The sequence below is a fragment of the Pedobacter sp. L105 genome, from assembly GCF_009765875.1.
GTDB lineage: Bacteria > Bacteroidota > Bacteroidia > Sphingobacteriales > Sphingobacteriaceae > Pedobacter.
The window spans coordinates 103,349-115,947 of the sequence record NZ_LMUP01000005.1; the positions used below are offsets into that span (position 1 = coordinate 103,349).

At 42.1% G+C, this 12,599-nt stretch carries 9 protein-coding genes; 1 reads left to right on the plus strand and 8 read right to left on the minus strand.

Annotation, left to right across the window (positions count from 1 at the left end):
* The first annotated feature begins 17 nt into the window (after positions 1-17).
* The gene (locus tag GSQ84_RS11925; RefSeq protein ID WP_158797495.1) at positions 18-935 is read left to right on the plus strand and encodes a hypothetical protein; all 918 of its coding nucleotides are present in this window, start codon (positions 18-20) and stop codon (positions 933-935) included.
* A 129-nt stretch (positions 936-1,064) separates the two neighbouring features.
* Here the strand turns inward: GSQ84_RS11925 and GSQ84_RS11930 are convergent, their stop codons facing one another.
* The 8 genes from GSQ84_RS11930 to GSQ84_RS11965 all read right to left on the minus strand — a co-directional run bounded on the left by GSQ84_RS11930 (position 1,065) and on the right by GSQ84_RS11965 (position 12,578).
* The gene (locus tag GSQ84_RS11930) at positions 1,065-2,432 is read right to left on the minus strand and encodes an MFS transporter (RefSeq protein ID WP_174238656.1); all 1,368 of its coding nucleotides are present in this window, start codon (positions 2,430-2,432) and stop codon (positions 1,065-1,067) included.
* Positions 2,433-2,477: 45 nt separating this feature from the next.
* On the minus strand, positions 2,478-3,143 hold the full coding sequence (locus GSQ84_RS11935) for a bifunctional 4-hydroxy-2-oxoglutarate aldolase/2-dehydro-3-deoxy-phosphogluconate aldolase (protein ID WP_158797496.1): 666 nt from the start codon (positions 3,141-3,143) through the stop codon (positions 2,478-2,480).
* 319 nt (positions 3,144-3,462) lie between these two features.
* The gene (locus GSQ84_RS11940) at positions 3,463-4,482 is read right to left on the minus strand and encodes a sugar kinase (RefSeq protein WP_158797497.1); all 1,020 of its coding nucleotides are present in this window, start codon (positions 4,480-4,482) and stop codon (positions 3,463-3,465) included.
* A gap of 8 nt (positions 4,483-4,490) precedes the next feature.
* Positions 4,491-5,891, minus strand: a complete 1,401-nt coding sequence (gene uxaC, locus GSQ84_RS11945; RefSeq protein WP_158797498.1) for a glucuronate isomerase — start codon at positions 5,889-5,891, stop codon at positions 4,491-4,493.
* Between the two features lie 17 nt (positions 5,892-5,908).
* Positions 5,909-7,561, minus strand: coding sequence for a UxaA family hydrolase (locus tag GSQ84_RS11950; protein ID WP_158797499.1), 1,653 nt, complete (start codon positions 7,559-7,561; stop codon positions 5,909-5,911).
* Positions 7,562-7,569: 8 nt separating this feature from the next.
* A complete protein-coding gene (locus GSQ84_RS11955) occupies positions 7,570-9,090 on the minus strand; it encodes a tagaturonate reductase (protein WP_158797500.1) in 1,521 nt (506 codons plus the stop codon).
* 85 nt (positions 9,091-9,175) lie between these two features.
* Entirely contained in the window at positions 9,176-11,074 is a 1,899-nt protein-coding gene (locus GSQ84_RS11960; RefSeq protein WP_158797501.1) for a glycoside hydrolase family 88 protein, read from the minus strand.
* Position 11,075: 1 nt separating this feature from the next.
* Entirely contained in the window at positions 11,076-12,578 is a 1,503-nt protein-coding gene (locus tag GSQ84_RS11965) for a glycoside hydrolase family 28 protein (protein ID WP_254070844.1), read from the minus strand.
* Positions 12,579-12,599: the final 21 nt, after the last annotated feature.

Sequence of the window (12,599 nt, forward strand, 5' to 3'; positions counted from 1 at the left end):
CTGTAAATTCAAAAAATATGAACACCCAAAATTTGTTAGTTAAGAGAACTTTGAAATCCGTTTTTACCCTGGTTCTCCTCGGTCTTGCAGGAAGTATGTCTGTACAAAATGTACAGGCACAGTCTACTGATGTCACTAAGATCCACTTTAAAAAGGACAAGTACAACAGGATCTTTATTCCTGTAAAGATTGGAAGGGATAGTCTTACCCTGTTGTTGGGAACCTATTCTAAAACTTTAAGGGTTACTCCCTATTTCATGAAAACAAATGCTTTATCTTACAGTGGACAAGGCATTACGCTCACTGATGCAGAAGGACAGGAGCAAAAAAGACTGATCTTTAATATGCCAAAGATCAGAATTGGGAACCTTAAATTCCGTAACGAGGAAAGTATAGTAAACTATTCTTTTCCGGACAGCATCGCTACCGGTTCTACAGGAACCATGATGCTTCAGCCCTATAACTGGAAGATAGATAATGATAAAGACCTATTATCCATCTCTAAAACACCATTTGAACCGTATAAAACTTATACAACTATCCGTTATAAAAACGATTCTTATCCTAAAGCACCTGTTGAAATGGATGGTTTTAAAGGTATTTTTGCGCTTGATCTGGGATCGGGAAGTAATTTTGAAATTAATGCCGACAGTGATTTGGGCCGTCACCTGATCATGAAGTATGATCTTCAGCCTGTGAATACAGTAACCTCTATTATCCACGGCCGTAAAACAGTTGATGTGATTTATGAGGTGAAAATCCCTATGATCCGCTTTAACGGTATCGTATTGAAAAATCAAAAAGTAATCTTAAGTTCTGCTTCTCCAAGAGATGTTATTGGAACAGGATTTTTGAGTAAGTACAATGTGATCCTGAATAACTCGAAAAAGAAAAATATTGATAATATCCTGATCCTCGAAAAAAGAGCGATATAAAAAAAGCAGGTAGCTGTGCGGGTAATTGTTAAAAAGGCTTTATCCTTTCCGTCTTCATTGCGACAGAAAGGATAAAGCCTTTCTCATTTGTAGTTCTTTTTCGAAATAGAAATCGGGTGAGCAAATTGATTACAGATCAGTAATTGGTTTGTATTTAGGCACCAGGATCTTCATCACCACCCATGCAATCAGGTAAGCTACCGCGCAAAAGCTAAATACAATGGTATAACCCGTTGCGGTGTGTCCCAATGATTTATAATAATCAAACAGGTTACCGCTTATCTTGGAAACCAACACTCCTCCAATCCCTCCGGCCATGCCACCTATACCAATAATGCTACCTATTGCTTTTTTGGGGAACATGTCAGAAACCGTAGTAAAAATATTGGCCGACCAGGCCTGATGTGCGGACGCTCCAATGCCAATCAAAACTACAGGAACCCAGAAGGTAAAATGCCCTAGTGGCTGTGCCGCGAGTACCAGTAGTGGAAAAAGAGCGATAACGAGCATTGCCTTCATCCTGGCATCGTAAGGAGTTAATCCTTTTTTCATAAAGTGAACAGGGAACCATCCACCGCCAATACTGCCAATCATAGTCATACTGTACAATACCGTTAGGGGGATCATTATGGAAGTTCCTTCCATATTGTACTGGACTTTTAAATAAGAAGGCAGCCAGAAAAGAAAAAACCACCATACGCCATCTGTCATAAACTTACCAAAAGCAAATGCCCAGGTTTGCTGGTAACCCAGCAAGCGGAACCAGGATACCTTTTCTGCATCTTCGACCTCAACAATGCCGTCGTGATGTAATCTGTCGCTATTAATATAAGCCAGTTCTGAAGCCGAGATATTCTTTTGTTTTTCAGGAGGAGCATAAAACATAAACCAAAAGAACAGCCAGATCAGTCCTGCTGCGCCAACGATCAGGAAGGTACTCTCCCATCCCCACTTTTCAGCAATCCATGGGACAGTAAGCGGAGCCAGAATTGCGCCTATATTAGCACCGGAATTAAAGATACCGGTAGCGAAAGCACGTTCTTTTTTAGGGAAGTATTCTGCAGTAGCTTTGATGGCTGCCGGGAAGTTACCTGCTTCACCAAAACCCAGTACGGCACGGGAGGCAATAAAGCCCAATACCGAAACGGGAATTAAGCCCAGCCCGGCCCAACCTAATACAGCGACTAAACTTTGTCCTACAGGAATGGCCGCAGCATGCATTACCGCCCCTGCCGACCAGATAATTAAAGAAATAGCATAACCCCATTTTGTACCCAGCTTATCTACGATCCTGCCCGCGAAAAGCATTGATATAGCGTAGATTAACTGAAAGGCTGAGGTAATGTTGGCATAATCGCTATTGGTCCAGTTGAATTGCTTTTCCAGCAGCGGATGCAGCAAACTCAGTACCTGCCTGTCAAGATAATTAACCGTAGTCGCAAAAAACAATAGCGCACAGATAGTCCAGCGATAATTGCTCATTTTGTTTTCTTTCATCAGTTTATATTGGTTTATATTTGGTTTGGTGGGCTGGGTTATGGTTTAACTCAGCCGCGTTTCATTGATTATTTTCAAGGTTTTTTGTGTTAAATTGAATAATGTATCATAATCCCTGCCGGTCAGTATTTCTTTACTGATCATTTTACTACCCATACCTACGGCACAAACACCAGATTTAAACCACTCACCGATATTATCCGCAGCAATTTCTACTCCGCCAGTTGGGATAAAGAGCTGCCCGGGAAAAAGGTCCCTGATAGCAGACATAAAGGCCGGGCCCAATAAATTTGCAGGGAACAGTTTGATCAGGTCAGCTCCATGCTGAATAGCGGTATTGATCTCCGTTGGCGTAAAACAGCCGGGAATCCAGAGCAAACCTGCTTCATGCACCATTTTACCTACTTCTACATTGACCACCGGGCTTACTAGAAAATGTGCCCCTGATTTAAGAAAATCGGTAGCTTCATTTGTGTTTTTAACCGTGCCGATTCCCAGGTGCAGATCGGGCATTTCAATGTTCACAGCATCAATCAGGATCTTAAAATTCTCCAGTGCGGCAGGCCCCCTGTTGGTATATTCTAACACGCGAATGCCTGCGCGGTATAAAGTACGTACCACTTCCAGGCTTACGGCTGCGTCTTCATAAAAGAACAGCGGTAATAAGCCCTGATCTGTAATTACTTTTAGAGAATCTTTTTTAGTTTTCATTTTTTATATATTGATTTTTAAAGGTAATGAAGCTTGCATGAGCTTAGTCAATTATTAAGAGTTGTAAGCTCATGCAGGTTTCATTTTTTTATGTATTGATTTTTAAAGGTAATGAAGCTTGCATGAGCTTGGTCGATTATTGAGAGGTGTAAGCTCATGCAGGTTTCATTTTTTTATGTATTGATTTTTAAAGGTAATGAAGCTTGCATGAGCTTGTCGATTATTGAGAGGTGTAAGCTCATGCAGGTTTCATTTTAGTAGATATCTATAGATAATTAGCTTGAATAAAATGATTTGATTTTATCGCTGACAATTCTATTCAGGATTCATACTTACTAACTATGGATTGTATTTCTTCTAATTTGGTTGTGTTAAAGTCACTCTCTGTAAATAGCTTGGCAAAAGCAGCAGAAGTTGCAAAATCTACGATCTCCTGTGCCGGAAGCTCCTTGTAAAAGCCATAGATCAACCCGGCCATAAAACAATCTCCACTGCCTACTTTTCCTGCAATCAGCTCCGACTGATATTCCTTAGAAATAAACAGCTGTTCATCGGTATATAGGGTAGTGTAATATTGTATTCCATCCCCATGATCAAAACGGAAAGTATTCGCTACAGACTTACATTTAGGAAATTGCTCCAGTATTGCCTTTGAAGTGACCTGCGATTGCTGTAGATATGCACTTTTATCATGTTCCTCAACCAGATTTTCAGCTACAGCTATACCCAGCATTCTTTCTGCCGCCCATACATTTCCCATTACCAGATCACAGTATTGTACCAAAGCAGGAAGAATTTCTGCAGGTTCCTTACCATATTTCCAAAGCTTCGCACGATAGTTCAGATCGATAGAAATAGTAATATTCCTGGCGGAAGCTGCTTTTAGTGCTTCTTCACAAACTTCGGCAACCGACTGGTTAATTGCCGGGCAGATTGCGCTAAAGTGAAACCAGTTGATGTCTTCGAATATGTGATCCCAATTGATGGTGCCAGTTTCCAGTTCAGAAAATGAAGAATATTGACGGTCATAGATCACGCCTGCATGCTTGAGGTCTTTTCCTTTATCCAGGAAATACAAACCGATCCTGTCACCCGCATATTGAATGGCTTTAGTGTCTACATTTAGCTGATCCAGGTAGTCCACCAGCTGCCTTGCAATAAAATTATCCGGAATAGCCGTCATATAAGCCGATGGAATTTTCCATAAGGCCAATGCTGCCGCCACATTAGCTTCTGCTCCTCCAACATATACAGGAAATGAATTTTCTTTTAACCATCCACCTGCCGAATCAGGGCAGATCCTCAACAACAACTCTCCGAAACTTAAAACTTTACTCATACAGGCTTTTAGAAATTGAAATACGATTTAGCATTATAATAACAGATATCCTGTACAATTTTACCCGTCCAGGCGATATCGTTCGGAATTTCGCCATTTTCAATATCTTCTCCTAATAAATTACACAATATTCTTCTGAAATATTCATGTCTGGGAAAGGAAAGAAAACTCCTTGAATCGGTGAGCATCCCAACGAAACGACTAAGCAGTCCCATATTAGACAAATCGTTGATCTGTTTTGTCATGCCATCTTTCTGGTCCAGGAACCACCAGGCAGCACCAAATTGAATCTTACCGGCAACGGTTCCGTCATTAAAATTTCCAATCATCGTGGCAATCAACTCGTTGTCTGCGGGATTGAGGTTATAGATAATCGTCTTTGCCAATTGATCACCACTATCTAATCTGTTCAGGAATTTAGACAAGGCTGTTCCCTGCTGAAAGTCTCCGATAGAATCCAGTCCGGTATCAGGCCCCAGGTTCTTCAGCAGCCTGCTATTGTTATCTCTTAGCGCACCAATATGAAATTGCTGTACCCAATTTTTATGATGGTCCCAAACAGCAAAAGTATGCAGCATTGCAGATTTAAACTGCAAGACCTCTTGTCTGGTCAAAGTTTCACCAGCAGTAATTTTCTCAAAGATGCCGCTTACTTCTTCTTCTGTATAATTCTCTGCATATAATTGCTCCAAACCGTGATCAGAAAGCACACATCCGTTTGCGGCAAAATAATCGTGTCTTCTTTCCAGGGCATACAGGTATTCCCTGTAATTCGTAATTGCCGAGCCATGCACCTTCTCCAGTCTAGCGATATAAGCATTCAGTGCAACCAGGTCGTCCACATTCATCGCCTTATCCGGTCTGAAGGCAGGCAATACTTTTACTTCAAAACCATCAGCTTTTAACCGCTGGTGATGGCTCAGATCGTCAATCGGATCATCCGTAGTCGCCACAGTAACTACCTTCATTTTTTTGAGCAGGCTACGCACACTATATTCAGGAGTTTGCAGTTTTGCATTACACTCATCATAGATCTTTTTTGCCGTTTCCGGGGACAGGATATCGTATACATCAAAATATCGTCGAAGTTCCAAATGTGTCCAGTGATACAATGGATTACGCAAGGTATAAGGAACAGTCTCTGCCCATTTCTCGAACTTTTCCCAGTCGCTCCTGTTTCCTGTAATATACTCTTCGGCAACACCATTGGCACGCATAGCCCTCCATTTGTAATGGTCGCCAGATAACCACACCTGAGTAAGGTTCTCGAAATTGCTGTCTTCAGCAATCTGATCTGGCGGAAGATGGCAATGGTAATCTATAATAGGCATCTCTTTGGCATACTGGTGATATAACACCTCGGCAGTTGGATTACTCAGTAGGAAATTGTCGTCTATAAATGCTTTCATATTGTTATAATCTAAATTTATAAGGAAATACCGCGTTTCCAGGGAATAAAATCATCCTGTATATGACGTACGGCACTTACAGTAGTTTCACCACTGGCCACGCCGATCACATAATCCAGGATTCGTGCACCGGCTTGTTCTATCGTTTCCTCACCGGCAATGATAGAACCGGTATCGAGGTCGATAATATCATTCATCTTATTGTAGAGGACCGTATTGGTGGATATTTTTACCACCGGTGCTATCGGATTACCTGTAGGGGTACCCAGACCTGTAGTAAACAGGACAATATTTGCGCCTGATCCAACTTCTGCCGTGGTAGATTCTACATCATTGCCTGGGGTACACAGTAGGTTTAAACCTGGCTTAGTTACCTTTTCGGGATAATCCAACACATTTACCACAGGTGATGTGCCGCCCTTTTTTGCTGCTCCGGCAGATTTTATGGCATCAGTAATAAGGCCGTCTTTAATATTTCCCGGAGAGGGGTTCATATCAAATCCGGAACCGGCTTCAGTAGCCCTGATGCTGTACGTTTTGATCAGTGAGGCGAAACGGTCAGCATCAGCGGGGTCAACACACCGGTCGATGATATTTTGCTCCACACCGCAGAGTTCGGGAAATTCTGCAAGAATAACCGAACCGCCCAAAGCCACCAGCAGATCAGAAGTATAACCTATGGCAGGGTTAGCGGATAAACCAGAAAAACCATCCGACCCGCCGCATTCTAAACCGATACAAAGCTTACTTAAGGGCGCCGGCTGCCGAACAGTGGCATTTGCCTGTATCAGCCCCGCAAAAGTCTGACGGATAGCAGCAGATAACAGATCGGCTTCCGTACCGATTTGTTGCTGATCCAATATATAAAGCGGTTTATCAAAACCTGGACTTCTTTTCTCTATTTCTTCTTTTAGAATACTTACCTGGGCATTCTGACAGCCCAGGCTTAAAACCGTGGCCCCAGCTACATTAGGATGCGTAATGTAACCAGCCAGTAAACCGCATAAAGTTTGAGAATCCTGACGTATACCTCCGCAACCTCCGTTATGGGTTAAAAACTTAATGCCGTCTACATTTGGAAACAGCCGGTTCTTTTTTGCCTCCGGTTCTGTATGGATGAACTGTGCGTTTAATATCTCATCCACTCCGCTTCCACTCTGGTACATCGCCATTAATTCTTTAGCCTGCGCCTGGTAGGTTTCATTTCTGCCATAACCCAGGTTATTTAGTAAAGCCTCCTGTATCACATCCAGGTTACGGTTCTCACAAAAAACCATTGGGATCACTAGCCAGTGATTGGCTGTACCCACCTGGCCGTCACTGCGGTGAAAGCCGTTAAAAGTTCTGTTTTTCCAGGCAGAAACATCAGGAACATTCCAACCTAGATGGTCATGGCTTGTATGGAAGCCCGTAGCGGCATGTTTTAGGTTCGCAGTAGTGAGTAAAGATCCTTTTGAAACAGGAACCTGTGTTTTACCAACTAACACACCGTACATAATCACCTGATCGTCGGCCTGCAAGTCCTGAATAACAAATTTATGTTTTGCCGGTACGTTATCCTGTAAGATATAGACCTGGCTTTCATCAACTATTGGCTCTCCCTTTTTCAGATCTACCAATGCAACCAGCACATTATCCCTGGGATGAACCTTCAATATCTTCTTTTCCATAATTGTCTTCAATTAGCAACAGCAGAACGGGATATCAGATCCTGAACTGCCATTTCAATTCCTTTTTCAAGGATATCCTTATAATCTTTTTTAACAGCATCTATAAAACCCTGCAATTCAATCAAATCAGCACCCCATAAATGGCTATCCTTTAATACCGCATCGGGGTAATCAACTTCGTTTTCTTGCTTTGTCTTCTGATAAAAATATGCTGCGCTATCGTCATTGATTACATACTCCCGCCCGTTATAATAACCATAATATTGACCAGACTCCTCTCTGCGGACACGCATAAAATGCAGAAAGGCGGCAAAGCCAAAAGTGATAAATGGAGGGATTTCGTTAAACAGCAAATGATAATTGAACAAAACCGGTAAAATGCGTATTTTCATTTTCATGGTATATTGAACAGTAATATTGAGCCATAAATGCCTGATATGGGGATTAGAAAAGCGGTCTATCACCGTATTGGAAAAAACAAGTGCTTCTTTCAAAGTAACCTGATAAGGTATGGCGGGTGCAATCTCCTTGCGCATCACATCTACAATATAGTCATGTACCGCAGTTTGAAACATCCCATCACGTACCGTTTCTACACCAGACAGAAAAGCTATTCCTGAACTGAGGCTATGTGTACCGTTTAGCAGTCGGACTTTCAATTCACGGTATATTTCGATATCAGGTTTAACGATCATCCCCTCATCCGCTTTCATAAAACTAAGAACGCCGGCTACTTCCTCATTTCCCTCAACTGCCCAAAGGCTGTAAGGTTCTGCCAGGATCAGCAGTTGATCTTCATAACCCAATTCATTCTTTAGCTGGTGCAGTTGATCTGCATCAGGCTTACCTGGTACAATGCGGTCGACCAATGAATTGCAAAAAGTACAGTTAACCTTTGCCCAGGTAACAAACTCTTCTTCCAACTGATTGTAAGCAGCAAGTTCGTAAATGATACTTTCCAGCTTTTTACCGTTATCAGGAATAAGCTCTGTAGCAACAATCACCAAACCAGCACCTTGTAACTCTCTAATTGAAGTAAATCTTTCATACAAAACTGCCAGTAATTTGGCAGGAAATGAAGTCGGAGGGTATCCCTTTACGGGCTCATGAAACAGCTGGATACCTACTTCAGTAGTATTGGATATGATTATCTTAAGTTCAGGATCCCTGGCAAACTCTAGAACATAAGACCAGTCTTTCTCTGCCGAGATCACCCTTGATATGGCTGAAGAGATGATGTTTTCTTCTACATTTTTGCCGTTTTTTATACCCCGTATGCCAATGGTGTATAAACTATCCTGGGTATCAAAATCCGAGGTATCGCCATTGCCGGTAGACTTTACCACTACCACACGGCCATTAAAAATCCCCTGCCTGTTGGCTTTATCGATAAAATAATCCGGCAGGCCCCTTAACAGTACGCCTGTGCCAAACTGCAATACCTTTTCAGGAAGGCCAAATAAACTTTCTGCCGGAACAACTACTTTACTGCTATCTAAATCTTTTAAAATGGCTTTAGTTAATATCATGTATAATTTACAAATGTACCTTAAACAATTCTAGTGAATAATCGTAAACAAAGGCCTGTTTTGACCTTATTTATTTATGCAAACGTTACCGTATCTGTTCAGAGATCCATTGGATCAGATCTGCTGCTGCATCGAAATTATCATATTCGGCCGGTAATTTCCTGCCGTCGGTGTATTCATTATACAACCATGGATCGCCAATAGCAAAAATACTGCCTTTGCCCAACTTAGAAATGGCGATCACCACATTACCATCTTTATCCTTTAACACGGAACTTGCAGGAGCGGTGAGCTGGAGGCTACTATATTCTTTCACATAGATCTGCCTGGTATTTTTAAAAAAAGGATCTGCTGGTGGAATGACCAGCTTTGCCATCTCAAATTGCCTGCCTGTCACCTTGCCCTTACTATCCTTATTAAACCGTATACCGAAATTAGTGGCCAGCTGATTAAAGTGGTCAAGCTCTGCATTTCCGGTATCATTAGCCATCAGAACCAGTACCCCTCCGTTTTTTACCCATTGGGTGATGTTTGCAACATCCGCAGCACTGATAAAATTGGGCTTAGGGTTTTCCTTTTCAATATCAGGATCGGTAATGATATAAACGGAAGAGCTTTTCAGGTTAGCCAATGTTGGCGCTACAGGCAAGCTTTTCAGGCGGAAACCTTCATGTTTAAACAACTCTCCCCACATCGAATAACCACCATTGTCCCATTCGTCCCATTTATAATGCCACTGAACCACATGCCCGCTCTGATCTTTTTTTGTTTCACTGTTAAAAAAATAATCAAGCATCACCGTTTTATCGCGACCAGGGTGTGTCCAATCTGCCAATACCATTTCATTGGTCGCCAATAAAAATGCGCCCACACCTTTAGCATCATTGGTGACCACTTTTTCATGGATATAATATCCATAAGAGCCATCCCTATAAGGTGTTCCCCCTAATCCGGAAACGCTTACAGTACCTTTCAGGTTTACCTGATCTGCCCCGGCATCTTCAATAAATTCCTTTTTGATACCTTCATATCCTTTCTTTGCCAAAGCAGCATAACCTGAAGGCAGATAAGATAGCCTTACCCCTTTTTGCAAAGCATATACGAACATGCAGGAAACCGATGCTTCTTTATAATTTCCTTCAGCCTTTGGTTTGTCGAGAATATCATACCATAGCCCTGATTGAGGATCCTGGCTTAATTGAATAGCTTTGGCTAGCCTGGATAAGATGGCGAGCAGTTCCTGTCGTTTGGGATTTAATGCAGGAAAATTATCCAATACATCTACCAGGGCCATGGCATACCATCCCATCGCCCTGCCCCAGAACTCAGGGGAATGCCCGGTTTTAGGATCAGCCCAGCGTTGTTTGCCCGACGCATCCCAGCCGTGGTACAATAATCCTGTTTTATTGTCTCGGCTATGTTTTTCCATCAGGATAAATTGGTTGGCGATATCATCAAAAGCCTTGTCATCCTTTATCAGCGCAGCGTATTCTGCATAGAAAGGTTCGGCCATATAAAGGCCATCCAGCCACATCTGATCAGGATAGATCTGTTTGTGCCAGAAACCACCCTCACTGGTACGCGGCTGTTGTTGTAATTGTTCCCACAGCAAAGTAGCAGCTTTAAAATACTTCATCTGACCGGTCACTTTGTATAAGGTAAGTAATGAACGACCGGTTTTGATATTATCCAGGCTTTGTGCTTTGGCACTATAGGTAATAATTGTTCCGTCTTCTGCAATAAGCGGGTCAATACTTTTTTGAATATACTTGAAATAATCGCCATTGCCTGTTCTCATCCAAAAGGCCTCCATACCTTCCAGTATTACGCCTTCATCGTAAGTCCATTTAGCGGGTGGCGTGCGGGCCATCACTGTTGCGGCCATCTGCTTCGGTATTGCTTTGGCCTGCGCAACAATTGTATCGACATGACTTCCGTACACAATTATTAATAGTAGGAAAGGCAGTTTAAAAGATCTTAGCATCTTATTTTGTTTGAGTAGTATTTTGTTCAGTAACTATGTTTATATTCTTCTGGTGTATATTTTTAGCTTCTTGTATCTGAATTCCTGCTTTAGACTGTATAGTGATATTTTCCAGATAAATATCGGTGATATTCATTTCAGGAAGTCCCCTGATAAAAATTGCTTTTGCAGCGCCATCACAAACAATATTGCTGATATGAAAATCTTTGAATACCGGTGTTTCTTCTGTTACGGGATAGTTAACTACTTTAGGTGTTTCTCTTTTTTCTCCCTTTAACGGAACGGGATCCTGGGCAGCATAGTACATATCAAACAATATAGCTTCCCCACCAATATCTTTCATTACGATGTCTTTCGCGTAAACTGCCTCGACCACGCCCCCCCTTCCCCTGGTTGTCTTGAAGCGCAAGCCAACATCGGTTCCTATAAATGAACAATTATATACGAATAGATTATTTGCCCCGCCAGACATCTCACTTCCAATCACAAATCCCCCATGTGCGTGATAAACTGTGCTGTTGCGGACCACTACATTTTGTGTGGGCATACCTCTCTTACGTCCTGCGGCATCGCGACCCGACTTGATGCAGATACCATCATCGCCTACATCAAAGGTGCTTCCTTCGATCAATACATTTTTACAGGACTCCAAATCAATACCATCGCCATTTTGCGCATTCCATGGATTCTTGGCATATATATTTCTTACGATCAGGTCCTCGCACATTAACGGATGTAAATTCCATGCCGGTGAGTTTTGAAAAGTTACCCCCTGTAGTAAAACACGCTTACAGCTGTTCAGCACTAATAAATTGGGACGGAGAAAATCCTTGACAGACGCATAAAATTCGGGCGTTTTAACTGCGTCTATGGCCCCCGCATTTTTAAGTTCAGAACCTTTCTGGCTTTTGGCTGAAGGATACCAGATCCTTTGGCCTCCATCTAATACACCACCCGAAGCTACCAATTTATTCCACTGGCTTTCCGTCAGCTTATCTTTCTTTATTGCCCTCCAGGCGTCACCATTTCCGTCAATGATGCCATCACCTGTAATAGCTATATTATTCGCATGCTTAGCCGATATGGGCGATTGGTTACGCATCTGTGGAATCCCTTCCCACTCGCCCTTCACCAGCTGATACTGGTTAAAGTCTTTGGTAAACTGCAATAAGGCATTCTCTTGCAGGTGAAGGTTCACATTGCTTTTTAACTCTATTGGCCCTGTTAACCATAGGCCTTCAGGAATGAGCACCACACCGCCGCCATTTTTTGAACAGGCAGTAATAGCCTCATTGATACTTCTGGTATTGAGCGTAATACCATCATTTTGCGCACCGAATTTTGTAATATTTAAGGTATCCTTTTTAAAAGAAGTTTCCCTGACCTGAGGCAGGTTGTCAAAAGAATAGTGGTTATTTTTCTGCTGTGCAAATACATGAACAATAGATAGCCATGCAGCCATGAAACATAATACTTGTCTGAACAGAATTGATGGTTTCATCATGGTAGTTAAATATAGAGAAAC

Excerpts from the sequence above, each read along its gene's own strand:
- GSQ84_RS11925 (WP_158797495.1), top strand. The coding sequence starts at position 18 with ATGAACACCCAAAATTTGTTAGTTAAGAGAACTTTGAAATCCGTTTTT.
- GSQ84_RS11930 (WP_174238656.1), bottom strand. The coding sequence starts at position 2,432 with ATGAAAGAAAACAAAATGAGCAATTATCGCTGGACTATCTGTGCGCTA.
- GSQ84_RS11935 (WP_158797496.1), bottom strand. The coding sequence starts at position 3,143 with ATGAAAACTAAAAAAGATTCTCTAAAAGTAATTACAGATCAGGGCTTA.
- GSQ84_RS11940 (WP_158797497.1), bottom strand. The coding sequence starts at position 4,482 with ATGAGTAAAGTTTTAAGTTTCGGAGAGTTGTTGTTGAGGATCTGCCCT.
- uxaC (WP_158797498.1), bottom strand. The coding sequence starts at position 5,891 with ATGAAAGCATTTATAGACGACAATTTCCTACTGAGTAATCCAACTGCC.
- GSQ84_RS11950 (WP_158797499.1), bottom strand. The coding sequence starts at position 7,561 with ATGGAAAAGAAGATATTGAAGGTTCATCCCAGGGATAATGTGCTGGTT.
- GSQ84_RS11955 (WP_158797500.1), bottom strand. The coding sequence starts at position 9,090 with ATGATATTAACTAAAGCCATTTTAAAAGATTTAGATAGCAGTAAAGTA.
- GSQ84_RS11960 (WP_158797501.1), bottom strand. The coding sequence starts at position 11,074 with ATGCTAAGATCTTTTAAACTGCCTTTCCTACTATTAATAATTGTGTAC.
- GSQ84_RS11965 (WP_254070844.1), bottom strand. The coding sequence starts at position 12,578 with ATGATGAAACCATCAATTCTGTTCAGACAAGTATTATGTTTCATGGCT.